Raw genomic sequence first — 24,567 nt, forward strand, 5'->3', positions numbered from 1 at the left:
GACCTTTGTGTGCTTATTTTAGCTCGTTCAGGCGCTCTTCCAGGCGATCCCACGTTTCGGTGATGCCTTGCAGCATGCCCATGTCCATAACGGTTTTGAGCGCCTCTGCCGACACGTACTCGGCGCGGTTGACCAGCTTCGTCCGCCCTTCCTGGTCAATAAATTCCAGCGTGACTCTGGTCGATGGCATCTCCGCATTCGCATTTCCTTCGGCGTCCGAGAAATAGTCGGTGTACACAATCCGGTTCGGCTCGTCGATTTCCTCGTACACGCCTTTGCCCCACGATTCCATGCCGTAAAACTCGCCCTGATTTTGGTCGACACATTTCATGCAGTAGTGCCACACGCCTTCCGGACGAAAATCGATATGACAAACCGGAACTTCCCAGCCTCTTGGCCCCCACCAGCGTTTCAGGTGCTCTGGCTCTTTAAACATTTGGAACACAAGCTCGCGCGGCGCGTCGAAAATACGCTCCAGCACCAGGACACGCTCACCCTCAACTCGCGAAACGATTGCATTTCTGGACATGGTTATTCCTCCTTGTTTTCGTGCATTTGTTCAGGACGATTTTGGCCCTGCAATTCCCGCAAGTAATCCTCTAGGTTGTCGTACCTTTCCTCCATGACTCGCTGGAACGATTTCACCCAGGCATCAAGCGCTTGAAATGGCTCTGGCCGGAGTCTGTAGATTCGACGGTTGGCTTCGGCCTTTACTTCCACGATGCCGTTTTCGCTGAGTACCTTCAGATGCTTGGAAGCCTGGGGCTGACGCAACCCGAGCCGCTCGGCGATTTCGCCTACAGTTAGCGGACCTTCGCGCAAAAGCTCCACGATATTCAGTCGATTCGGCTCAGCCAAAGCGCCAAGCGTCGTCATGCCCATGTCCGGAATGTCCCCTGACATGTTGTTCACCTCATTACGTGATGACCTCCAGATTGCCGTCTCCTATCTCATCATTGTGGTCATCTTTCTGTTATCCTAAATATACACAAAAAGGAATATTCCTTCAAGAGAATGTTTCAAAAAATGAAAAAGACCGGAAAAAAATTCGTTTTTCTCCGGCCTTGCTTGCTGTCACGCTTGCGTTCCCGACAGCCCGATCCTTTTTCCAGCTCAGCTTGTACGCTTATTGCTTTTTCAGCAACATGCCGCCAATCTCGTCGAGCAGCATTTCCTTGCCGAGCGGGCCAAACGCTTTTGTATTGAATGTTTCGTTCGTTACTTCATAGAGATGGTTTTGTTGAACGGCCTTGTTGCTTTTCCACACCGGACTCTTTTTCAGCTCCGCGTAAACTTCATCCGCCTTGCCGCCAAAATTGACGAGGAACAGATGGTCAGGCTGGAACTTCGTCAAACCTTCCAGCTCGATCATTTCCATCGTTTTATCGGCAGGTGTGCCTTCTGCCGGCTTCAGTCCGAGATCGGTGAACAAAATATCGGCATATCCGTAGTTGCCGTACACGCGGAACAGCTTCGGCGTTACAGCCAGGAACATAAAGGACTGATCGCCGTAAGCTTGCTTGAGCTGCTCACGCATTCCTTTCGTCTTCTCGTCGTAGCCAGCCAGCCATTTGTTCACGTCTTCTTCTTGTCCGAACAAGCGACCGATTTCCTTGAACTTGTCGCGCCATTTGTCCATGTCAGTTTCCAGCACGACGGTCGGCGCGATTTTCGCCATTTGCTCGTACAGCTTTTGCTGACGGTTGTTCATGATGATCAAGTCTGGCTTCGCTTCGATCACTGCCTCCATATTGATCGAGTCATCCCACATCCAGCCGACAGGTTTGACGTCTGGCAGCTTGTCCGTCAGGTGGGACATGACTTTTGTTTTGTATGTATTGGCCGTAGCAATCGGCTTGTGCCCCAAAATCAGCAGCTCCTCGGCTGCTCCCGATACGTCGGCAATCCGTTTTGGCTCTGCCGGAATCGTCACTTCCCCCATCAAATGCTTGACTACGCGCGTCGCAGGCTTCTTGTCCGCCTCCGGTGCCGTTTGGTTGCTTCCACAACCGGCAAAAACAGCTGTGACTGCTGCAATCAAGCAGGCCAGTACGATTCGTGTTCCTTTTTTCATACGCTCTTTTCTCCTTGCTACTTGGTGTTTTGTGTGAAACAGTTTTCTGATAATAATTCTCATTATCAGCGACAGAGTAGATAATCACATATTCGAACGCTTATGTCAATGGTTTTTATTTATGTCGTGAATATAAAAAAGGCTGTCCCATTGTCTTTCGACTTTGGGAACAGCCTCTTTTTCCTTTCAAAAAGCCACTCTATGCGGTACGAGCTTGCGCTTTTCGCCCTGGCTCAGCGCACGTTTGGCGGTCAAACCTGGACAGCACCTGTCAGGCGTTTCGCCGTCTTTTCATGCGTGGCGATGGTGATCACGGTCAAAAAATTTGTTTGGCATCAGGAGCAAGCTGTGAAACACGATGCAAGTAGCTCGTCACGCGCTCGTCATCGTCGTGCGGGTACTCGTAGCCGAAAGCGTCTGCTACCTCCCCCGCGACTTCGCGGAACAGCTCGCCCATCGCGAACAGTGCCGTCCAGACGCCTTCGTAGCTGCCGCCCGGATAAGTGGACAAAAGCTTTTGCCAGCGTTCGGCAGACAAGTGTGCTTCCAAATATTTGCCACTCTTCCCGATGCTCACGGAAAAATCGGTTTGAATGCCCACCCGCCACTCGATCATTTTCAGCAACATCGGTCGCACGTACCGATCCAGATGCTCGATGGCAAACAAAATTTCTTTTCGCCACAAGCCTTTTGCCACATACGTCGACACCCACCAAAACTCGTTGCAGCAGTCGCGGAAGAATGCGGCAGAAGGGCGTTTCACCCAGTAGTCTTCATCCGTCGGCGCAGGTACGTGCGGCAAGCATTGGTCCTTGTCGAGCAGCACGACCAATAGCTTGTCCTCCTGGCAATAGGCGTCCTTTTCCTCAAGCGGGATCAAGGTCAAGTCGATCCGGTTTCCGTCGGCAAACAGCATCAGGTAGGAAAAACGCTCGCCCAGCTCTGGCGGAAACATGCTCATCGCTTCCGGTGTTTGCAAAATGATTCTCTCGCCGAATCGATCAATCCATGCCGGCTCGTCGAGAAACGACTGCATATCGGTGACGAGAAAGCTGATGTCGTAATCTTGAAACATGTCCTTGGGAGCGCGCGGATTGGTCCGCGAGCCTTCCAGTGTCACTGCGCGAATCCGTTCGTCTGCCCGCGCAAAATCGAGTACCAGCGCCATCATTTCACGTTCTGTTCTCATCGTCTGCAACCACCCTTTTTGCGTGACAACTGCCTCGCCATTTTCCTCCATGCGGATGCGAATACAGCCGCTGGCGGTCGGTCGGCGAAACTGTCACGTCCGATTTGTTTTTTGACTTGCCTTCCGCAAAAAACAAAGTCTGGCGGGCGGGCCGCGAATCTGAGTGAGACGATGAGCGTGTTACACGATCAACAGCGACACGAACGACTCCCGGTCGAGATTGCCGAAAAACTCCTGCAAGTTGACCAGAGCGATCCGCTCGGTGACAGAGGGACGGTCGTACGGCGTGTCGCGCAGCAGCGCTTCCAGCTCCGCCACGTCTCTCACGCCGAAGAAATCGCCGTATATTTTGGCGTCCTTGATTTTTCCTTTTTCGATATCCAGTTGCACTTCGATGCTGCCGACGTTTTCGAATCGCTTGGATTGGCGATAGTTGCTCTTCGGCGATTTGCCGTAGTTCCAGTCCCAGCTTTGGTAGCGGGCTTTGGACAGCTCGTGAATCTTGTCCCAGTCTTCGGCGGTCAGCTTGTACTCTTCCACTTCTCCCTCTCCGAAAATCGAGTGGAGAATCGCCAGGCGAAACTCTGCAATCGTCATGCTTTCCGGCAAAAATTCCGAGATATTCGCAACCCGGCTGCGGATCGATTTGATCCCTTTGGACTGGATTTTCTCGGCGTTTACTTTCAGTGCCGAGACGACGTTTTCCATTTCCGAATCAAACAAAAGAGTACCGTGGCTGAACATCCGGCCTTTGGTCGAATACTGCGCATTGCCAGAAATTTTCCGCTCTCCGACCTGGATGTCGTTGCGCCCGGTCAGTTCGGCTTCGACGCCGAGCTTTTTCAGCGCCTGCACAACCGGCTCGGTAAATTTGCGAAAGTTGTGAAACGATTGGCCGTCATCGTTCGTGATGAAGCTGAAGTTCAGGTTGCCGAGGTCGTGGTAGACGGCCCCGCCGCCAGACAGCCTGCGAACGACGTGGATATGGTTCTCCTCCACATAGGCAGAGTTGATCTCTTCAATCGTATTCTGGTTTTTTCCGATGATGATCGATGGTTCGTTTATGTAAAACAGCAAATAGTCGTCACTTGCAGGCAAATTTTTCAATGCGTATTCCTCAATAGCCAGATTCATGCGAGGGTCCGTAATTCCCTGGTTATCTATGAATTTCATCACGCTGCCTCCATCCCGATTGGATTTACATCCTTTCTATCATACCATGAGTCGCTGGCAAACACCGCAGTTGCTTTCCCTATCATTTCCAGAAGCTGCAATCCTTTCAACGCCAGACCCAAAACGTTCCAAAAACTTTTGGAAAATACGCCAGAACAGACTAAAACAGTGCTTTACTTCTGTCGATAAAAGTCATAAGCATCGTAGTAAAACTCCAGATGGATCGGTTTCCCCTGCTGTGAATCCACAACAAAAAAGCGTCAGCCTGTGGTGATCATCTTGGTGTTTCCTTCATGTCCGAAATCTTTTGAAGCAGCGAGGTGTTCATTTATGAAAGCAGCCAAGCAAGCCAAGTTCGTTTCCTTGCGCACGAAGCTCGTGATGATGTGTCTGCTGTTACTGGCAATCCCCAGCTTAGTCATCGGTTTTCAAGGCTACAATTCCGCCAGCGCCGGAATGAGCGACTTGGGTTCGCGCATCCTGAAAAACAACGTGCATTTGACGATCGAAATGATCGACGCCCTGCAAAAACAGGTCGATGCCGGCAAACTCAGCAAAGAAGATGCGCAAGAGCAAGTAAAGGAGCATATTCTTGGCCCCAGGCAAGCGGACGGCAAACGCCCCATCAACCCCAATATTGATTCCGGTGCAAGCGGCTACATGTTCGTAGTCGATCAACAAGGAATCATGCTCGCCTCTCCTTCCATCGAAGGGCAAAACCAATGGGACAAAAAAGGTCCTGACGGCGTGTACTTTACCCAGGAAATAATCAAGCAGGGCTTGAATGGCGGCGGGTTTACGTACTACCAGTGGACCAAGCCAAACGAACCTGATGTGATGTATCCGAAAGTAGCCTACTCCAAAGCTGATCCGCACTGGGGCTGGATCGTAAGCGCGAGCAGCTACATGGAAGACTTTGACGGTCCCGCCAACAAAGTATTGTACGATCTTTTGATTACCCTCGGCATTTTCCTGCTAATCGGCTTCGCAGTTTCCTGGATTTATTCCGGTCATATTTCCAAACCGATTGTGCAAATGGCAACGCGAGCAAAACAAGTAGCAGAAGGCGACCTTACCGGAGAAAAAATTACGATCAAAAATCGGGACGAACTCGGTCAGTTGGCTGATGACTTCGCACTCATGACCGACAATTTGCGCCAGTTGATTTCGCGTGTGCGCCTCGGCTCGGAGCAAGTCGCTTCCACCTCTGAACAGTTGACCGCAAGCGCGGAGCAGACGAGCAGAGCCACCGAGCAAATCGCCGTCACCATGCAGGAGATGGCGGTAGGAACAGAAGACCAGGCGAAAACGGTCGATGCCACATCCGAAACGATCAATGAAATGTCGGCTCGGATGCAAGACATTGTAGACAATACCGAGCTGGCGACACGCACTGTAGAGACAGCCGCCAAAACCGTAACCAGCGGAAACCAGGCGATTGAGACTGCTATCGCGCAGATGAACTCGATCAGCACCACCGTAAGCGGCTTGGCCGAATCGATCAAGCTGCTCGGCGACCGTTCAGCCGAGATCAGCAAAATCGTCGAAGTGATCACTTCCATCGCGGAGCAAACCAACCTGCTCGCATTGAATGCGGCTATTGAGGCTGCGCGTGCGGGTGAACACGGACGCGGCTTTGCCGTCGTCGCCAATGAAGTGCGGATTCTCGCGGAGCAGTCCGCCAAATCTACCCAGCAGATCAAAGACTTGATTGCTGCCATTCAGATCGACACGAACAGCGCCGTTCTGGCGATGGAATCGACGACTTCCGAAGTGTCGGCCGGAATCGAAGTGGTGAATGACGCAGGCAAGGCGTTCCACGGCATTTTGTCCGGTACGCAAGAAGTCGCCAGTCAAATCCAGGAAGTGTCCAACGCGACCCATCTCATGTCGGAAGGCTCTGCGCAAGTCGTGTATGCCATCGAAACCATCGCCAAAACAGCAGAATCGACCGCGTTTGGCACGCAAAACGTTTCCGCCGCTGCCGAAGAACAGCTTGCCTCGATGGAAGAAATCTCTTCCTCTGCTGCTGCCCTGTCAGAGATGGCGGAAGAATTGCAGGATTTGGTCAAACAGTTCAAAGTTTAGCTTTATGCTTACGCTCAGCCGCCAGCTTGTTTTTCCAGGCTTGGCGGCTGCGTTGTTTTCCAAGTGATAGCAATGACCGTCCCTTGCCCTTTGGCAGTCTCGACCTCAATCGAGCCGCCCAACGCTTCCACCAACGCTTTCGTGACGGCCATGCCGAGGCCCGATCCCTCTCCACGGGTTTCGGTATCCGTACCGCGGAAGTACCTCTCGAACAAGCGCTCCGCCGTTTCCTCGTCCATTCCTTTTCCATTGTCGGCAAAAGTCAGTTGAACAGTCGACGACCCGCTCTGCCGCAAACCGACCGTGACAGTTGTGCCCGCTTCGTTGTGCAACAAGGCGTTGGCGACCAGATTTTCCACAATCCGCTGAAACCACGGCTTGTATACGTGCATGTAAAGTGACGTCTCAGCCGCTGGGTCAAAGCGAATCGAACCCGCCACGTACGCAGGATGGTTCGCTACTTCCCTGACTACCTCTCTCGTGTAGCTGTTCAACTCCACAAGCTCGACAGCCGGAGCTTCTTGTCCGTTTCGCAATCGATACGTAAGCGTCAAGTCATTGATCAACTCATCGAGGTAAGCGGACTTGTCCAAAATGATTTCCGCAAACGAACGCGTCTCCTCTGCACTCCAGCTATACGCCTCATTTCCCAGCAAGTGCGCGTACCCTTTGATCGAGGACAGCGGCGTTTTCAAATCGTGGGATACTCCGGCGATCCATTCGTCGCGGATGCGCTCGGTTTCCTCCCTCAGCTTCTCGTTGCGGTGCAGCGATTGCGACAAGGAATCCAGCGAATCCATGACGTCCTGATACACGCGGTAGTTGCGCTTTCGCCGTCCGCGCTTGTCCATGCTTCGCGCCATTCCGTTTGCGCCCGCAGGCTCGGCATAGCGCCCCCTGCGCAGGTGGGTCAGCCATTTCATCATGTGGACGATCGGGGCGCCAAAGCGTTGTCCCAGCCAGTACGCCACAACCAGAATGACCAGCATCGAGCCAGCCAAAAGCGAGCCTAAGCCAACGAGCAAAACTTGAATCTCCGGTTCCAGCAGCGGCTTTTGCCCAGGCTTCATGCCTGCAAGCGGGGTGCTCAACACCCACGTTTGCCGCTTTTCCTTGTCATAGTAGGAAACGAGCTTCGTTCCGTACCGATCCGGATACACGGAGCGCAAAGCCAACTCTTGCAGCGAAAAGTCGTGAATCGCTTCCGACGGCTTGTTGAAAGAAGCCAGCTCGTTGCCTTTTTCATCGAGCAATTGCAGCCAGGCGCCCTCGCTTCTCACTCTGTCCGCCAAGTCGGCATCAACTGCAATCTCGGCGCCTGTAACCGTAGAACTGTCGATGAGCAGCTTTAAAAACTGTTCCTGCTTTTTGCCTACTCCGTACACCAGCGTGTGCCGGACGCCATCTTTCTCCTGTATCCACAAAAACAGCTGGTACGGAAACGGACTTTTTCCCAGCCAATAAGCGGTAAGCTCTCCCGGCCCATACGCGTGCGGCACGTCATCGGGCGTGAAAAACGAATCGGTGACTTTTCCCGATTCATCCAGGCGTTGCAGCCAGCCCCCGCTCTCGCGAATCAGCTCCAGCAGCTGCGGATCAAAGTAAAGCTGCCCGTCGCGTGATTCAAGCGTTTGAATCAACTGGTACAGCCCGGCATTTTCAAACTGGCGGTTCGCTTCAATCTGCGTCATGCGATCGATGATCCAGAAAAGCGCCACGCCACCCAGGATCGATAGCAACAACCCGACAATCACCAGCCAGGAGATCAGCCGGATCGCCAGCCGATTTTTAAAGTTCATGCGGCAGCCCTTTCTTCACCAGCTTGTAGCCCAGCCCGCGCACGTTCACCAAATATTCCGGTTGCGCCGGATCAGGCTCGATTCGCTCGCGAATCCGATGAATGTGCACCATGATCGTATTGTCGTCGCGAATGCTGTGTTCTCCCCACACCCGCTCATACAGCTCGCTTTTGGCAAAAATGCGATTCGGATTTTTGCACAGAAACAACAGCAACTGAAACACGAGCGATGGGCACGCGATCAGCTTGCCTTCCACATACAGCTCTCCGGCGATTTCGTGCACCTGGAAGCGTCCGAAATCAAAAACGCCGTTGACCGCGCTGGCATCCACAGGCTGCAATTTGCGCGAACGGCGCAGCAACGCCCGAATGCGGGCGACAATTTCCATCGGATTAAACGGCTTCGTCACATAATCGTCTCCGCCCACGGCAAAGCCCGTCAGCTTGTCGAAGTCCGTATTTCTCGCACTCAAAAACAAGATCGGCGCTTCCGTCAGTCTGCGGATGAACGGACATGCGTCGATTCCGCTCATCTGCGGGAGCGTCACGTCAAGGACGATCAGGTCGTAGGCTTTTTTCTCGCAAGCAGCCAGTGCCTCTTCCGCTGTTTTGGCCTTGTCGATCGTTTCGAATCCTTCTTTGCGCAGCACCGTCTCCAGCAACTGGAGGATCGCCTGCTCGTCGTCCACAAGAAGAATAGCGGCATCCTTCACCTTGCATCTGCTCCTTTTTCTAGCTTCATCCCTCATTTTACCATGTCCCTTGCGCCCGCAGCTTTTCAAGCTACCTTAACGGAATCATAATTTTGCCTGTCCGATTTAAGTCGGGCGTAAGTTTCCGTTTCTTTGTGGATAAGAGTAGCTTTTTATAATGGAGGCAACCAAGACGCGAGAGGATGGAAACAGAACATGAAGAAAGTCTCACTGCTGTTAGGAGCGTACGCCATGCTGTTGGTCGGTTGCGGAACCGCTACGCAATACCTCGGGAAGCCGCCCACTCAAGCTGGAACAGCGCAGGGCGCGGCAGAACAAGCGGCGGCAAAGCCAATCAAAGCTGAACAGCTCGGGCAAGCTCTCCTTGCCGGAAAAGCCGCTGCCGTCTACGATCAGACCAGCGCCGATTTCAAGCAAAGCATCTCCAAAACCGATTTTGAAAACACGTTTCAACAGTTGAACGCGACGATAAAAGAATGGAAGCACCATTCGCAGCTTCGTTTGAACGGCGACAACTTTTACGACACCTGGCTGGATCAGGACGGGAAGTTCGCCCTTACCGCTGTTACGGACTCAAAAGGGACGATTACCACCCTGCTGGTCAAGCCGCTGGAAACTTTCCCGGCTACGGACAACACCTTGACGAAGCTTTCCTATCAGGCGCCGTTCAAGGGCGACTGGTACGTGTTCTGGGGCGGACAGGATGTGCTGTCGAACTACCATTACGCGATACCGAGCCAGCGCTATGCCTACGACATCATCAAAATCAAGGACGGCTACTCCTACTCGGGAGATGCCACGAAAAACGAAAGCTACTACGCCTTCGGGCAAGAAATTCTCGCGCCGCAGGACGGAACAGTCGTGCATGTCGTGAGCGATATTCCCGACAACGTTCCCGTCGGCATCATGAACGACAAGCAGCCTGCCGGAAACGTGGTCGTCATCGATCATGGAAACGGCGAGTTCAGCTATCTCGCCCACCTGAAGCAAGGCTCGGCAAAAGTGAAGGTCGGTGATCGGGTGAAAAAAGGCGATTTGCTCGGCTTGTGCGGCAACTCCGGCAATTCCAGCGAGCCGCATCTGCACTACCAGGTTTCCGACGGCAAAGATTTGTTCTTGAGCAAGTCGATCCGCGTGCGATGGGAGGGCGGGCTGAACCCGCGTCAGGGCGAAACCGTAAAAGCTGGCAACTAGCGCCCCCGAACGAAAGCACCTAATGAAAAAGTCCGCCCTTGGCCTTGTCCCGGCTCAAGTGACGGACTTTTTCTTGTCTTCACACATACATTTCGTTTATGATCGAATTATCAATGTGAAAGCAGGTGGATCGAGATGAGTACCAGTCCGAATATCGCCGAGCTTGCCTCCCTGATCGGCGAACCATCCCGTGTGATGATGCTGGTCAGCCTGCTCGGAGGAAAAGCGCTCCCTGCGAGCGAGCTGGCGCAAAGCGCCAAAGTGACGCCGCAAACAGCCAGCACGCATCTGGGAAAGCTCGTCGAAGGCGGACTTTTGACCAGCGAATCGCATGGCAGACATCGCTACTATCGGTTGGCGAGCCCCGAGGTGGCCCATGCGCTGGAGGCGCTTTTGACCATTTCTGCTCCCCAGCCCGTTCGCTCCTTGCGCGAGTCCGATCAGATGCGGGCGATCCGCTATGCGCGTACGTGCTACGATCACCTCGCCGGAGAAGTCGGCGTCGCCTTGACGCAAAAGCTGATCGCGCTCGGCATGATCGAGGCATCCGGACAAGATTTTGTCCTGAACGAAGCCGGAAAAAGCAAGCTGCGGTCACTCGGCGTCGAGGTCGAGAGCAGCCCGAAAAGCAGACGGCGGTTCGCCCGTCAATGCCTGGACTGGAGCGAGCGTCGCCACCATCTGGCTGGCAGCCTGGGGGCTTCGCTCACCAACCGCTTGTTTGAACTGGGCTGGATCGAACGAATCCCCGGCGGACGTGCCGTACGCGTCACACCAAAAGGCACGAGCGGGTTCATCGCGGAGTTCGGCCTTGACGTCACAGGCGAAAAAGAACGCGTCTAGGCGAGCTTTCCCGACTCTTCGCGCTGCTTCCGGGGCGCAAACGTCCAGTTGACGAGAAAAATTCCGGCAAAAATCAGGCAACCTCCGGCGTATACGTTCCACAACACAACCTCCCCGAGCAACAGCCAGCCGGACAGCACGCCAAAAAACGGGGCGAGAAACAAAAAAGCGCTGGTGCGTCCAGGATCACCGTGGCTGAGCAAGTAAAACCAGGTGGCAAACTGCACGATGGACGCCATGATCGCCAGCCAGAGCACGATGAAGATCGACTCCGGCGCAATGATCAGCTTGGGCGTCTCCAGCGTCACGCCCATGATCAGGAGCAAAATTCCGCCGCACAGCATCTGGTAGGCCGTCAGCACCCAGACATGAAACCGCACGCCCCAGCGCTTGACCAAAATCGTCGCGATCGACCAAGCGAGGGCCGAGCCGATTCCGAACAGCGTTCCCGTCTCCCATTGCAGATGCGAGCCAAGTGTCAAAAACACGCCGGCAAGGCCGATCAGCACCCCGAGCCACTGGGAAAAACGGTAGGCCACTCCCAGAAACAACGTTCCCCAGATGACGACCAGAAGCGGATTCATGAAGGTCAAAATCGACGATTCCCCGGCAGTAATCGTTCGCAAGCTCAAAAAAATACAGCCCATGACCGCCGCCGTCTGCAAAAATCCGATCAGGCCGATCTTCGCCCATTCCTTTCCCGAGCGGGGCAGCGGCTTTTTCCACACCCACAGAGCCATGAGCAGCCCGGCGAGTGTGAAGCGCAAACCGACAAGCAGCAGCGGCGAAAAGTAAGCCAAGCCGATTTTTCCCACCGCAAACGATGAACCCATGAGTGAAGTCGTGACTACGACCAATGTTCCGAACAAGAGCCGATTCATGTAATCCTTCCCCCTTCAAGCAAATGCTTCGCTGCTTTTCAGTGTATAGGGAAGAAGTTACGATCCGCGTCGAAGTGTGTATGAAAAGGCACTACAACTCGTATTTTTCCACCAATTTGATCCCGATTCGCTCAAGCAATACGGCAAGCGTCTGCCAAATCCACCGCCGATAAACAGGCAGGTGCTTGACGTACACAGCCGTGTATTCCGTCTCCCCGACGGCCCCCCTGTCTGCCTTGAACGCCCCGACTCCCGCGCTCTGGTGCAGCAAAAGGCTTCGCCGCTGTGCCTCCTGCACCAAAAGACTCGACAGCATCCGGTACAACCCCGTCTCTTTGGGCAGTCTGGTATCGTAGCCAAACAAAGGAGTCGTCATCACGCCGTTGCGGACGAAATAACCGAGTATGCCGTCCAGCCGCCCGTCCTTTTCCAGTCCGATCAGCGTGAGTGTCCGCTTGCGCATCGCAAGCCTGATAAAGTCCTCCGTAAACTGAGGGTTCAGCCGGGAGTATTTGTCCAGGTACAGAGCGTTGTACAGCTCGACGATCCGCCCTGCCTGCCCTGCTTCCAGCTCATCGTGCCAAAGCACCCGGTAGCCGGACTTCTCCAGCATTTTCCGATCGCGGGACAGCGTATTGCGCACCCGCCACGTCCCTTTGCCTGGCCATTCCGGGTGAAACAAGTACACGTAGCGGCTCGGGACCATCAGGCAGCCTGCATCCTTCAGCCCTTTGTACAGCTCGGGACTCAGCTTCTGGCAAACGGAGCGGAACGCGATGATGTGCCGCGGCAGCTTTTTCGCGCAAAAGTGTGTGATTTCCCGCGCTTCCTGCGCCGTCCAGTCGTGGTACAAATTCGTGGACAACAGCCAGTTGTTCACAATCGCGATCCGGTTGCAACGGCTTGCCTTCATCCATAAGCCAAGCGCGGCCAGCACAGGCGCGAGCAGCCTTTTCCACAGCATGGAATCGAGCATGTTCAGCTCTTCGCGGGCGTAAGTGACAAAATGGGTGTACGGTGAACAAACATACGAATTGGCGTACTCCTGCTCATTCACCGTCGCGGGCACGAGACGCCCTCCTGCGCGCAGTCCCAGCAGCTTTGTTTGCACGTTTTGGATGTGGCGCTCAGGAGAATCTGTCGCGAGTGTCGTCAAATAGTCGCGGGCGTAGTCGCCATCTGCAAGCTGCGTCCAGTCCAGCGCCAAAAGCTCGTCAGGCTCATACAGCCTAATCTCGTCCTTTTTGCTCATCGAAAGCAAACACCCTCTCTACGCGCCGCAATTTTTTAGCGCCCGAATGAGGCTGGTACGGCACAAAATGGATCGCGGGCACGACAGCGCCATAGGAGCGAATGACAGCCGCGAGACTTTGCCGCACCTCTTCCTGCACCTCTTGCTCGGAGTGCTGCCCGTTTACCAACAGCGCGACTTCCACCTGCTCTGCACCAAGCTGGCGAACCGTGTATTCCTCGATCTTCGCGGATGCCACCATCACAGCCCGCCGGATGAAATCCGGGAAGATGGAAATCCAGCGATCCTCGTTTTCATGCCCATGCCGGAACCAAAACAGATCGTCCGAGCGCCCTTCTATCGCTTCCAGTGCCATGAACACGGAGCCGCATGGACACGGCGTGCGCCGCTCCGTCAAAATGTCGTTCAGGCGGTAGCGGATAATCGGCTGCGTCTCGCGGGAAAAGTCGGTCAAAATCGGGAAAAACCGCTCCTTCTGCTCATCGAGATACTCTTTTTCCATCACGACGATATCTTCGTTTACGTGCAAAGTGCCGTGCTCGCATGTGACAGCCAAAAGCCCTTCCGTGCACTGGTACACTTGATGAACGAGCTGAGCGAAGCTGTCCTGGATGTACGCCTGATCGAGCGGGTCGAGCACTTCCGCGACCGAAATGACTTTGATCGGCGATACCCGCAGTGCTCCTTGCTGCTTGGCTGTTGCCAGCATGCGCAGCATCGATGCCGGGGCGACCAGCACAGTCGGCTGATAACGATTCAGCCGCTCGACGTGCTCTGCTAACGAATTTTGCAGATCAAAAAAAGCAAACTGAATGCGCCGCCTGTCTACGGCTGTGTACAAATTGCTGTTCGCCCGCAGGAAAAAGGCGATCCGTTGCTCAGACCAGAGCGGCCCGGGCAGCATTTTGGCCATAATCGTCCCGGCCCATTTGGCCTGCTCTTTTGGCCCGACGAGAAACAGCCCGCGATTGCCGGAGGTGCCGGACGACAAGCCGACCGTGACTCCTTTGAGCTGTGGCGTAAAATCGCGTGTGTTCTCCGCCTGCAGCGCCAGACGGAACGCCTCTTCTTTGGCGATGCGCCGCGTATTCAGCTCGTCAAAATGCTCCATCATCAGCTTTTTGTCAATCGGCGCGAGCTTTCTCCACTCTGCCTTGGACAAAGCGCCCATTCTTTTCAAGTAAAACGGCGAAACAGGCAGTATCCGGTTCAGCAGCGCCTTGACCTGGCGATCTTGCCATTTTTCCAGCTGTTCTCGCGTGGAAAAGCGCCGGGCGAGCCACTTCGTCCGCACATACTGCGCAAGCAGCGTCATGATCTCCATGAAAAATCCCCGCCCTCTTTCGTCGTCTCCCACACTTCGCTGCAATGCGTCGGCATGATCCGCAAGTCGTCTGCTCGATTGCGCGACAGGACATGCAGCTTGCGCAGCTCGTCGCGGTACGCCTTGCGGTCGGACATGATCAGCCTGGCAAGCGGATGCGGCAGCAAAAAGCGGCGGTACGCCTCGCTCGACCAAGCGGCATCCGCGCACAAAAACAGTTCTCCGTGATCGCGGTCACGCACAAACACGCCAAACTGGCCTTGTGCATGCCCGGGCAGATCGACCACCCAAGCGCTCTGGTCGCCAAACAGATCGTATCCTTTTGCATACGGCGCGTACCGCGCTGGCAGCTCAACCGGGGCCAGCCGATCCACAAATGTCACGCGTTCGGCAAAATCGGCAGGCATTAAATCAGGCAAGTACGCCTCGCGCACAGCAGCCAGCCCTGTCTTGTCCTTGATATGCAGATAGGCGCTCTCGTAGCAGTACAGACGCGCTTTGGGAAAATCGCGCAATCCGCCGATGTGATCCGCATGAAAATGGGAGAGCAAAATGCCTTTTACCTCATCTGCCGCGATCCCCCGCTGGTTGAGCTGGGCCAGCACGCTTTGCTCAGGCGCTGTCACGACAGGCGTCAAGCTGGCGTAAAGCGAGTACGGAAACGATTGGGTCGCCTGGAAAAACCGCGGCGAGTAGCCTGTATCAAACAGCCAAATGCCGTGCTGCGGGTGCTCGATCAGCCCGGCAAGCGCGTGAAAGCGAATCATTTTCACCCTGCCGCCTTTGCGCGAGAACAGTTCCAGCTGGCGGCAGTAGCCAGTGTCCAGCCACGTCAATTTAACGTCCATGTTCTGCCCTCCACCATGCCGTAAAAGTTTCAATCCCTTGCGCTATGCTCACGCGCGGCTCGTACCCAAGCTCCTGCCGCGCTTTCGTAATATCGAGCGTCTGCGACTTGGCGAGTACCCCGACGGAATAACGGGTCAGGATCGGCTCGCGGTAGCCGAGCACGGTGCGGGACAACAGCTCCAGCACCCAGGCCGCTCCGTACGCTTGCCAGTACGGCACCTCTTTCGCTCGCAGCGGCATGTCCAGTCGCCAGAACACATCCGTCAGTACGTCGATCAGCGTGACAGCCTCCCCGTTTGTAATGTTGTAGGCTCGGCCGAATGTGCTTGCAGGTGAATCCATGCACAGCACGAGCGCATCCACGACATTGTCCACGTAAGTCAAATCGATGAGCGCTTTTCCGCCCCCAATCAGCGGCACGTATTTTTGTTCGTTGGCGCGAATCAGTCTGGGCAAAATCGCATTGTCGCCCGGCCCGAACAAGGCGCGCGGGCGCAGCGTAATCGTCGGCAGCCCCTGCCGATGCGCCTTGTCCACTTCCAGTTCGGCCAAATGCTTCGTTTGCGCATACACGTTGGCAAAACGTTCTGGCAGCGGCGCATCTTCCCGGATGCCATACGCATCGGCAAACGCAAAGTAAATGCTCGGACTCGACACGTGCACCAGCCGCTCAATCCCGTGCTTGTCGCATCCAGCAATGACATGGACGGTTCCGCTCACGTTCGTCTCGTACATGTCGCGAAACCTTCCCCACGGCGAGGAAAACGCGGCAACGTGATAGACGATCTCCTGACTGCGGCATGCGTCTGCTACCGCCTCCCTGTCTCTAATATCTGTACGGACAAAACGGATGCCCTGCTCTCGCAGCTGCCGCCCGATGCCCTCATCCCGTCCCAGCGCAGTCACCTCGTGGCCTTGCTCATGCAGCCGCTGCACCAGCTTTTGTCCGAGAAAACCCGTTCCGCCTGTGACGAGCACACGTTTTTTCATGTGCCTTCTCCCATCCTTTCCAAAGAAACCCGCTCAGCGCGGCACTTCCCCGTTCCATTCGATATCGCTCGTACTGCATGCGAGCATGCTTGTTTTCGTGCTCACGCTTTGCCAGGCCAGATCGCCGAGCATGGCAAACTGGTCAAAAAACGGGCGCAGATCGTCCAAGCGAAAGAGCACATCCCGCGCGCCGGACAGGTCGCGCGCCCACCTTTTCCAACCCGACCAGCCCTTGACATTTGCCAGTCCGTAGCTCAGCATGGCAAGGCCAAGCATATAGGATCGTCCTGTCTCTGGCACGAGCACCTCTTTTCCGCCTGCAAAAAAGGCATCCGCCACCTGTTGCCCTGCAAACAGATGAATCCCGCTCGTCAGCCGCGGATTGCATTCGAGCACATACAGTTCGCCTGCCTCGCTCTCGATCAGGTCAAAAGCGATCTGCCCGTTGAACTTGTGCCTGCGGACAAACCGCGTGACAAAATCGTATACTCCGCCATGTCCGGCAGAGGCAAAATGAATCGTCGCCCCTTGCCCCGCCGTGTGCACCGTCTCATAGTCCGCATACAGCGCAAGCTCTCCTTCATGGGCGACCGCGTAGCTGCACAACTGGCGTCCTGCGATGAACTGCTGGACGAGCCACGGCTGAGCGGCAGACGGGACAGGAAGCCTGGACAACTCCACCCTGGACGGATCGCGGATGATCTGGACATGGGCGGCGAAGCGGGAGTAAACAGGTTTCAGCACGATCGGGCCACTCGCTTGGCGAATCGCTTCGTCCCGCTCGTGCGCAGATTCCACCCGAATCGTATGCGGAACTTTCGCCCCTGCTGCCTGTGCCCGTTCCTGAAACAGCCATTTGTCATGCAAAGCGCGCAGCACAGGAAGCGGCTCCACCAGCACGGCGCCATATGCCCGCAACCGCTCGCGGCCGTGCGCGACGTAAAAAATTTCCTCGCAAGTCGGAACGAGCAGGTCGACGCGCTCCTTTTGCATGATCTGGCACAGCTCGGCGATATAGGCATCCGTCTTCGTCCGGGGTGGCGGAACGCGATAGGAGCGGGCTACATAGCGCGAATGAGCGCACAGGTGCCGCCCCGCGCTTTCCGCTACAACGACGCGGTGTCCGCCCGCGTGAAACAGCCGGGCCAACTCCAGCGTGGCAGGTGCCCTCCCTCCTGTCAAAAGGACCGTCCGCTCAGTATTCAAGCACAATCCCTCCGAGCGACAACCCGGCGGAAGTACCGAGCAAAAGCAGGCAATCTCCCCTTTCTACCCGCTTCTGGCTGATCGCCTCGTGCAAAGCCATCGGGATCGAAGCGGCAATGACGTTGCCGTGGTCTGCCATGATGTCGACCATTTGCTGCTCCATAAAACCGAGCTTCGTTCTCATGATGCGCAGCGCCATCCCGCTCGCCTGGTGGGGAATGACGGCCTGCAGCTGCTTTTTGCTCACGGACGCTTTCGCGAGCAAGCTGTCCACAAAGCCGGTAATCAACTGCAAGGTCAAGCGAAAAATTTTGCGTCCGTCCATGTCAAAAGCGAAGTCATCCTCGTGTCCGTTCGCATAGTGGCGCGGGTGCACCATCGTTCCGCCGCCGCGAATTTCCGAATAGTGCGCCCCTTCGCTGTAGGTTTGCATCGCTGAGCTGACAATGCGGGACGACTCGCCTTCCGGTGTCTGCCCCACGACGACCGCTGCCGCGCCATCGCCAAACAGCACGCAGCTTTCTTTTTGCTTCCAGTTCAGTCCCATCGAAGCGATCTCCGTCGAGACGATCAGCACGCGCTTGTATACACCAGCAGCCATCGCGCAAGACATGACATCGAGCGCAGTCACGAAGCTCAGGCAAGTCGAATTGATGTCAAAGCAAGGAATCCCTGTGCGGGAAAGCCCCAGCTCTTCCTGGATCAAGGCCGCTGTGCACGGAATTTCTTGCTGCGCCGTTCCGCTCGCACAGACGATGCAGTCAAGCTCCTGCAACGAGACTCCTGCCGCTTCCGCCGCTCGTTTGGCGGCAATCGCCCCCATCTGCGCGGCTGTTTCCGTTGTAACATAATGGCGAATCCGAACCCCGGATTTTTTTTCGGTCCATCCTGTAGCCAGCCCGAGCTGTTCATCCAGCTCTGCCGCTGTCACGACTCGCGCGGGCAAGTATTTTCCCGTGCCCAGCAATTTTACTCTTCTCTCCATGGTCTGGTTCTCCCTCGATTGTCTGTCTCTCACACTGTATGCTGTCACTGACACCCATTTTACGCAAAAGAATGGCAGCTTGTGGAGGGCATACGCAAAAAAGACTACCTTTCGCCTACGCAAAAGATAGTCTACTGTTACAAAGACGTATGTTCAGCTTTTTCGTTTCCCCCACGGCTTGAACACCGACAAAAGAAACAACAGAATCAGCGAAAGCAGCTGCAAGACAATCCCGATCCAGAGCTTTTCGCTGTTGACGATAAAAGCGGGATTGCCCATCGCTTCCAACCCTTGCGCCCAGGCCAGGCTGACCGCTGGCAACGTCCAGACGTACATGGCGACGGGACCGAGCAGGATCGTGACGAGCGTCAGCACTTCTTTGGCGATGAGCCAGTAATAGCGAAACAGCCCCCAATGCGTCCAGACGGAAAGCAGCACGCCTGTGACGATCGTGCCGATGGTCGACGCGCGCACGCTTGTTTTCGCCAAGGTGTGCATCGCGGTGTAACAGGCGGCAAATATCCCGGCATCGTCCGTATTCGCCGCCACGATGCTCAAAACGAGAAACAGGACCGCTCCGCCCAGCATAATCGCTGAAAAGAGCAAATGCAGGAGCAGCAGCCACTTCTTCCCTTTCATGCCCAGCTTGTACATGCTTTCACCTCTTTTGAGCCTCTGTGAGCCGCCGCAGCTACATAGCTACACCTACAGTTGAAAACGGTACCCGACTCCCCAAACCGTTTCGATATACTGCGGCTTCGTCGGGTCGATCTCGATTTTTTCGCGCAGCTTGCTGATGTGCACGGTCACGGTAGCAATATCGCCAAGAGAATCCAGTCCCCAAATTTTCTCGAACAAATCGTTTTTGCTGAACACCCAGTTCGGATGCGTCGCCAAAAACAGCAGCAGCTCATATTCTTTCGACGTAAAGGCAACTTCTTGTCCACGGACGTACACCTTGCGGGCGAGCTTGTCGATCCGCAAGCCACGCATGCGAATTTCGTCCTGCGGCGCTCGCTGGCTCTGGGAACCATCGGAAACGAGGCGGTCGTAGCGGGCCAGGTGCGCTTTTACTCTCGCCACCAGTTCGCCCAGGCTGAACGGTTTGCTAATATGATCATCCGCGCCCAGCCCCAAGCCGCGGATCTTGTCGATGTCCTCTTTTTTGGCGGAGACGAGCAGGATCGGGATGTTTTTCGCTTCACGCACCTCGCGCAAAATGGCAAAGCCGTCTACCACAGGCAGCATCAAGTCGAGAATGATCAGATCGTATGGCTCTGTCAGCGCTTTTTGCAAGCCGACCTCTCCCGAATGGGCGACCTCGACTGTATAGCCGTTTGCTTCCAGGTAGTCTTTTTCCACCTCTGCGATTACCGTGTCGTCCTCAACGATCAATATGTGCTTCATCCGCTCCACCTTCCGTCCCTTTTTGCAGCGGCAAGGAAAAACAGATGTCCGTTCCGCTGCCGACCTCGCTGCGCGCCCAGACGCGTCCTCCGTGCCCTTCTACCAATTGCTTGACGATCGCAAGTCCCAGTCCGCTGCCGCCCGTTGTCGTGTTGCGCGCAGGGTCCGCCCGGTAAAAGCGGTCAAAAATGTGCGGCATCGCTTCCTCCGCAATACCCGCTCCATTGTCGGCAATCGTCACAATAACTTCGTCTGCTGTCCGCTCCACTCGCACGTCGATTTGTTTCAGTGGTTTGTCCATGTATTTCATGCTGTTGTCGATCATGTTCATCAGCACCCGATGCAGCTTTTCCCGATCTGCCATCACGGCAAGCGGGCCGCCCTCTGTCCCCGCGACGTTCAGCCGTACGTCAGACATACCAGGCTCCAGACGCAGCGCCTGCACCCAATCGGTCAGGTAGGCCCGAATATTGACCGGCTCCAGATGAAAAGGCAGACGGTTCAAGTCCAGCCGCGAGTACAAAAGCAGCTCGTCGATGAGCCGATCCATTTGCGCGGATTTGCTGGCGATCATCCGCATGTATTTCTCCCGTTTCGGCTGCGTATCGGCAATTCCGTCCAGCACAGCCTCCACGCACGCCTTGATTCCGGTAATCGGCGTCTTCAAATCGTGCGAGATGCTCGCAATCAGCTCTTTGCGGCTTTCCTCGTATTGTAGCTGCATGCGAATCGAGTCGTACAACCGGACGCGCATCTCCTCAAAAGCCTCGCCCAGCTCGCCCAGCTCATCTTTTCGCCCGAGTTGTACAGGCCGCTCCAGATGGCCCTCCTTGATCTCGTGAGCCGCCTGTTTGAGCGCGTACAGCGGACGGATGATGCTCTTGGACACCAAATACGTCAAAATCCCGTTCGTCAGCCCGATAATGACGAGGAAGCTGACGATCATGAGCGCAAAGAAAGAGATTCCCGACGAAAACAAGGAGCTGTCGTCAGCCAGAAAATAAAGAGTGCCCTGACTCTTGTCGGCGAAGGAAAACGCATACGTCCTGGCGACATGCCTGTCGCTTTCCCATGGCGGCCACTGGCGCGGGCGTTCTTCAACTGCAGCGGACTGCATGTATTTCGGCAAATCGGCCTGAGCCAGGGAAGAAGAAGCGAACAGCACCGCTCCCTCTTTCGCCAATATGAATGCTCCGCCAAACGGGCGTAGTTGCTCATCCGTTTCGGTCAGCAGCTCATTGTCCAGCAACCGCTCCGCATCGTGCTGCGCCAAAAAGACCACTCCTGCAAACAGCTCGTCTCGTCTGTCCATGTTTTGCCGAAACAGCGGTTTCCCTGGTGCTTTTTCGCGCGGGAATGACTCTCCCCAAAAAACCGCCACCAGAGTCGAGGCGACCAGTCCAAAACAGACCACCGGAACGACGATCATGGCGATATAAGACAACCAAAGCCTCGTTTTGATTGACATGGTTCCTCTCCTCCGATGCGCATAATTGCTGTCATTATACTACAGCGCCTGGCAAAAGACGCACGCCCCTGCCTTAGTGCCGCCAGCCGCCTTTTGCCCAGTGGCTGCGCATCTCTTCGCGAGTCACTTTCTCCACTTGTTTCCCCGTCAAATCCACGCGCTCGGGAGTGGTCGCTGCCAAATCCGACAAGCGGACGTCCACAGTCAGTTGCAACGTATGCACGACGCCGGAAGCGTCCGTCCCGACCAGCTCCACCTTGGCTGTTTGCTGCTCGATCTGGTTTTGCTCGTTGATCGTCGCGTTCAGCACGACTTGCTCCAGATGCACGTCTTCCTGCAAAGCGGGCAGCTCCAGCGCGAGTCCTTTTTCGGCTTCACCCGCCCTCGCTTCCTGGCTGCGTTCAACGATTTTCGCGTACATGATCGGGCCTAGCATTTTGGCGAACACAGGCATTTGCTCCTCGTCGAGCTTCAAGGATACTCGTTTCCCGCCATCCGGCAAGTTTTCCATCGTCGTCCATTTCTCCATGCTTCCGAACAATGTTTTGTGTACCTGCTCGATCATGGCGCTGCTCATAGCGTGCTGATCCTGCTCAGGCTGTTGTTGTTGCCAATCCATTGCCTCCATGACGCGATACAGATCGCGATCCCCTTTTTTAAAAACCATTTGAGTCGGCTCGCGAAATGCTTGAAAGCTTCCTTCGCCGTTCGCATCGACATACGTGCCATCCACGCTGCCCAGCTTCTGCTCATGATCGACTTTGGCCACCCCGTCGACTGCAAAAAGCTTCGTCTGGTTGTCTGTCAACTCCAGGTGAGCGTGCGCAGTCAAGCTCCCTGCTTCTTTCGTCTGCTTTAACGCCGATTTGTACGACTCCAGTGCGCCGTTGTCCGCTTGCGCCGAAACGCTCATCCCCCACGTCGCTCCCCCGCCGATTCCGACCGCCAATGCCACCGCCAGCCATGTTTTTCGCACCAGTCATCCCTCCAGTTTCATGTAGAAAGCAGCCTCACTTTCTCTACTAGCGATGATAAAGCGGAAGCCTAAACGCGTTCTAAACGAAATCTAAAAAAAGTGTAAAATCATGCGCTTGGCGCACGCACACAGCTACTCACGCAAAAATCTTCTAAAAATGGTATATTGGTAAAAAGAATTGGATCAACAAGAGTGACAAGTGGAGGATGAAAAACGATGAACAAGCAGGAAGGCTACATCGAAGTTCCTGGCGGAAAAGTATGGTACAACCGCGTCGGCACAGGCAATCACACTCCGCTGATCGTGTTGCACGGCGGGCCTGGCAACACGCACGACCCGCTCCAGTCTGCATTGCACGTGCTTGGCGACGAGCGTCCCGTTATTTTTTACGACCAGCTCGGCTCGGGCAACTCGGACAGACCGACCGACTCCTCGCTGTGGAAAACGGAGCGCTTTGTAGAAGAGCTGGCCTGCATTCGACAGGCGCTTGATTTGACCGAGGTTCATATTCTCGGCCATTCGTGGGGAACGATGCTGGCTGCGGCTTATTTGATTGACGCTAAGCCTGCGGGCGTTGCGAGCGTGATTTTCTCCAGTCCTTGCCTCCGTGCCCAGCTCTGGAAAGAAGACGCTGATCGGCTGATCGCCCAACTGCCGGAAGACGTCCAGCAGACGATTGCCCGGCACGAACAGCAAGGAACGACGGATTCCAAAGAGTATCAGGACGCGATGAAACAATACTACGCGCGCCACGTTTGCCGCATGGAGCCGTTGCCAGAAGTCATGACGCAAAGCCGTGCGAAAGCCAACAAAGACGTGTACATGACGATGTGGGGGCCGTCCGAGTTTTGCCCGACAGGCAATCTCAAGACGTTTGATTACACGCCGAAGCTGCATGAAATCGCGATTCCTGCCCTGTTTGTGTGCGGTCGCTACGACGAGGCGACCCCGGAAGCAACAAGCTACTACCAGTCGCTCGTGCCAAACGCCGGGCTGCATGTGTTGGAGCACAGCTCCCATCTCGGCTATTTGGAAGAAACAGACGAATACGTACAGACCGTCCGCGCGTTTTTGCGCCAAGCGGACAAGCGATAATCCCGGTTGACTCGATATGGAAAACACAAGAAGCCCCGTCTCGCAGCAGTGTGCAAGACAGGGCTTTTTGTGTTTGTTTACCAGCTTCTGCTTTTTTCTTTGCCGATCAAGTAAAGGAAGTACGGCGCACCGATTACAGCCGTCACGATGCCCACCGGAACCTCAAGCGGAGGTAACAGCCATCTGCCCAGTCCGTCCGCTGCAACCAGCAAAATGGCCCCGAGCAGGGCAGCTACAGGAAGTAGCCAAATGCGCTTGCCCCCGACCAGCCTGCCAGCCATGTGCGGAGCAAGCAAGCCGACAAACCCGATCGAACCGACAACCGCGACACAAGCTCCGGCCAGCGCTTTGCGCCACTTCCCGCAAGCGGCTGGCTGGCAGCTCCAGCAGCACCTTTGCCCGGTCGATCCGCAAACCGGTTATGTAGTCGGAAAAGCTCACACCTTTGAGCGTCTTGAACATGCGCGAATGCATCCAGACTTTTGTGCAGTTCCTCCATCAAATGCAAAACCTGCGAATGGCTGCGCACGTGAAACGACTTTTCCAGCGGGAAATCGGCTGTTCCCTGGAGAAAAGTCCGCTCCGTCCCGGACGATGCTGCCTCCGTCCAGAAAGCGAACTCGATCCAAAAGACCTCCAGCTGCTTGCCCGCTTGCGCGCAAATGGAGGTGTCCGTCCACGGCCTGAGAAAAACGACATCGCCCGCCTCCACAGCCTGCTCGATCGCATTGCTTGTCAGCGTACCTTTGTGACTTTTGACAAACCCGATGCGCTGGCAGGAAGAAGCCGGAAGCGAATGCGGCTCTTGGTGAGCACATGTGACAAGCGATACGCTCTGCACGGAAAAAATCATCTGTCGGAACTGTCGATAAACCTCGTCAGCATGCAACGTTGGCCCCTCCTCTCCTGTAGCCCTTTTAGCTATCCACTATTATAGCTCGTCTGCCGTGCCCCCGCGCATCAGGGAACGGGGATGGAAAACAAAGGAGGCCGTAAAAAGCGTAAAGGCTCTCTCGACGGGTCGAAGGGTTAAACTGATTGATTGTCTGCGATTTCCGGATT

At 55.4% G+C, this 24,567-nt stretch carries 23 protein-coding genes and 1 pseudogene; 4 read left to right on the forward strand and 20 right to left on the reverse strand.

Going from position 1 to position 24,567, the window contains the following annotated elements:
• Nucleotides 1-13 precede the first annotated feature (13 nt).
• From M2298_RS11375 to lplA, 5 genes are all read right to left on the reverse strand, one after another.
• The gene (locus M2298_RS11375) at nt 14-529 is read right to left on the reverse strand and encodes an SRPBCC domain-containing protein (protein ID WP_122964637.1); all 516 of its coding nucleotides are present in this window, start codon (nt 527-529) and stop codon (nt 14-16) included.
• A gap of 2 nt (nt 530-531) precedes the next feature.
• Nucleotides 532-903, reverse strand: a complete 372-nt coding sequence (locus M2298_RS11380; RefSeq protein WP_122964636.1) for an ArsR/SmtB family transcription factor — start codon at nt 901-903, stop codon at nt 532-534.
• A 223-nt stretch (nt 904-1,126) separates the two neighbouring features.
• The gene (locus tag M2298_RS11385) at nt 1,127-2,074 is read right to left on the reverse strand and encodes an ABC transporter substrate-binding protein (RefSeq protein ID WP_122964635.1); all 948 of its coding nucleotides are present in this window, start codon (nt 2,072-2,074) and stop codon (nt 1,127-1,129) included.
• Between the two features lie 316 nt (nt 2,075-2,390).
• Nucleotides 2,391-3,263 carry an aminoglycoside 6-adenylyltransferase gene (locus tag M2298_RS11390; RefSeq protein WP_173599239.1) on the reverse strand — a complete coding sequence of 291 codons (873 nt, stop codon included), beginning with the start codon at nt 3,261-3,263 and terminating at the stop codon, nt 2,391-2,393.
• 180 nt (nt 3,264-3,443) lie between these two features.
• Nucleotides 3,444-4,436, reverse strand: a complete 993-nt coding sequence (lplA, locus tag M2298_RS11395) for a lipoate--protein ligase (RefSeq protein ID WP_122964634.1) — start codon at nt 4,434-4,436, stop codon at nt 3,444-3,446.
• Between the two features lie 330 nt (nt 4,437-4,766).
• On the opposite strand from lplA, the gene M2298_RS11400 reads away from it, so the two are divergent.
• Nucleotides 4,767-6,524 (forward strand): methyl-accepting chemotaxis protein, encoded by a 1,758-nt coding sequence (locus M2298_RS11400; RefSeq protein WP_280648532.1) that lies wholly within the window; start codon nt 4,767-4,769, stop codon nt 6,522-6,524.
• 14 nt (nt 6,525-6,538) lie between these two features.
• Here the strand turns inward: M2298_RS11400 and M2298_RS11405 are convergent, their stop codons facing one another.
• Together M2298_RS11405 and M2298_RS11410 are read right to left on the reverse strand one after the other, a co-directional pair.
• On the reverse strand, nt 6,539-8,323 hold the full coding sequence (locus tag M2298_RS11405; RefSeq protein ID WP_280648533.1) for a sensor histidine kinase: 1,785 nt from the start codon (nt 8,321-8,323) through the stop codon (nt 6,539-6,541).
• On the reverse strand, nt 8,313-9,035 hold the full coding sequence (locus tag M2298_RS11410; RefSeq protein ID WP_280648534.1) for a response regulator transcription factor: 723 nt from the start codon (nt 9,033-9,035) through the stop codon (nt 8,313-8,315). The genes M2298_RS11405 and M2298_RS11410 overlap by 11 nt, the downstream gene beginning before the upstream one ends.
• 195 nt (nt 9,036-9,230) lie before the next feature.
• Here M2298_RS11410 and M2298_RS11415 point away from each other — a divergent pair, with 195 nt between their 5' ends.
• Both M2298_RS11415 and M2298_RS11420 read left to right on the forward strand, forming a co-directional pair.
• Nucleotides 9,231-10,229 carry a M23 family metallopeptidase gene (locus M2298_RS11415; protein ID WP_280648535.1) on the forward strand — a complete coding sequence of 333 codons (999 nt, stop codon included), beginning with the start codon at nt 9,231-9,233 and terminating at the stop codon, nt 10,227-10,229.
• A 135-nt stretch (nt 10,230-10,364) separates the two neighbouring features.
• Nucleotides 10,365-11,072 (forward strand): ArsR/SmtB family transcription factor, encoded by a 708-nt coding sequence (locus M2298_RS11420; protein ID WP_122964629.1) that lies wholly within the window; start codon nt 10,365-10,367, stop codon nt 11,070-11,072.
• On the opposite strand, the gene M2298_RS11425 is transcribed toward M2298_RS11420, so the two are convergent.
• The 11 genes from M2298_RS11425 to M2298_RS11475 form a co-directional block, all read right to left on the reverse strand.
• On the reverse strand, nt 11,069-11,953 hold the full coding sequence (locus tag M2298_RS11425; protein WP_274874280.1) for a DMT family transporter: 885 nt from the start codon (nt 11,951-11,953) through the stop codon (nt 11,069-11,071). The two genes, M2298_RS11420 and M2298_RS11425, sit on opposite strands and share 4 nt — an antisense overlap.
• A gap of 91 nt (nt 11,954-12,044) precedes the next feature.
• Nucleotides 12,045-13,205 carry a GNAT family N-acetyltransferase gene (locus tag M2298_RS11430; protein ID WP_280648536.1) on the reverse strand — a complete coding sequence of 387 codons (1,161 nt, stop codon included), beginning with the start codon at nt 13,203-13,205 and terminating at the stop codon, nt 12,045-12,047.
• A complete protein-coding gene (locus M2298_RS11435) occupies nt 13,183-14,529 on the reverse strand; it encodes a F390 synthetase-related protein (RefSeq protein ID WP_280648537.1) in 1,347 nt (448 codons plus the stop codon). The genes M2298_RS11430 and M2298_RS11435 overlap by 23 nt, the downstream gene beginning before the upstream one ends.
• The gene (locus M2298_RS11440) at nt 14,517-15,377 is read right to left on the reverse strand and encodes an MBL fold metallo-hydrolase (protein WP_280648538.1); all 861 of its coding nucleotides are present in this window, start codon (nt 15,375-15,377) and stop codon (nt 14,517-14,519) included. Before M2298_RS11440 ends, M2298_RS11435 begins: the two co-directional genes overlap by 13 nt.
• Entirely contained in the window at nt 15,367-16,368 is a 1,002-nt protein-coding gene (locus M2298_RS11445) for an NAD-dependent epimerase/dehydratase family protein (protein ID WP_280648539.1), read from the reverse strand. Before M2298_RS11445 ends, M2298_RS11440 begins: the two co-directional genes overlap by 11 nt.
• 33 nt (nt 16,369-16,401) lie before the next feature.
• The gene (locus M2298_RS11450; protein WP_280648540.1) at nt 16,402-17,574 is read right to left on the reverse strand and encodes an ATP-grasp domain-containing protein; all 1,173 of its coding nucleotides are present in this window, start codon (nt 17,572-17,574) and stop codon (nt 16,402-16,404) included.
• On the reverse strand, nt 17,564-18,682 hold the full coding sequence (locus M2298_RS11455; RefSeq protein ID WP_254456896.1) for a beta-ketoacyl-ACP synthase III: 1,119 nt from the start codon (nt 18,680-18,682) through the stop codon (nt 17,564-17,566). Before M2298_RS11455 ends, M2298_RS11450 begins: the two co-directional genes overlap by 11 nt.
• 30 nt (nt 18,683-18,712) lie before the next feature.
• A complete protein-coding gene (locus M2298_RS11460; RefSeq protein WP_173597547.1) occupies nt 18,713-19,213 on the reverse strand; it encodes a hypothetical protein in 501 nt (166 codons plus the stop codon).
• A gap of 51 nt (nt 19,214-19,264) precedes the next feature.
• Complete coding sequence (locus M2298_RS11465; RefSeq protein WP_122964622.1) at nt 19,265-19,966, reverse strand: response regulator transcription factor; 702 nt, start codon at nt 19,964-19,966, stop codon at nt 19,265-19,267.
• Entirely contained in the window at nt 19,944-21,434 is a 1,491-nt protein-coding gene (locus M2298_RS11470; RefSeq protein WP_173597546.1) for a sensor histidine kinase, read from the reverse strand. The genes M2298_RS11465 and M2298_RS11470 overlap by 23 nt, the downstream gene beginning before the upstream one ends.
• 73 nt (nt 21,435-21,507) lie before the next feature.
• On the reverse strand, nt 21,508-22,410 hold the full coding sequence (locus M2298_RS11475; RefSeq protein ID WP_173597545.1) for a hypothetical protein: 903 nt from the start codon (nt 22,408-22,410) through the stop codon (nt 21,508-21,510).
• Nucleotides 22,411-22,626: 216 nt separating this feature from the next.
• Here M2298_RS11475 and M2298_RS11480 point away from each other — a divergent pair, with 216 nt between their 5' ends.
• Nucleotides 22,627-23,505, forward strand: coding sequence for a proline iminopeptidase-family hydrolase (locus tag M2298_RS11480; protein WP_122964619.1), 879 nt, complete (start codon nt 22,627-22,629; stop codon nt 23,503-23,505).
• A gap of 77 nt (nt 23,506-23,582) precedes the next feature.
• On the opposite strand, the pseudogene M2298_RS11485 reads toward M2298_RS11480, so the two are convergent.
• Together M2298_RS11485 and M2298_RS11490 are read right to left on the reverse strand one after the other, a co-directional pair.
• A pseudogene (locus tag M2298_RS11485) lies at nt 23,583-23,852 on the reverse strand (iron chelate uptake ABC transporter family permease subunit); the annotation flags it as partial.
• The gene (locus M2298_RS11490) at nt 23,738-24,394 is read right to left on the reverse strand and encodes a hypothetical protein (protein ID WP_173597544.1); all 657 of its coding nucleotides are present in this window, start codon (nt 24,392-24,394) and stop codon (nt 23,738-23,740) included. The pseudogene M2298_RS11485 and the gene M2298_RS11490, both read right to left, overlap by 115 nt.
• Nucleotides 24,395-24,567 lie beyond the last annotated feature (173 nt).

This window comes from Brevibacillus sp. 1238 (genome assembly GCF_029892995.1).
Classification (GTDB): Bacteria; Bacillota; Bacilli; order Brevibacillales; family Brevibacillaceae; genus Brevibacillus; species Brevibacillus parabrevis.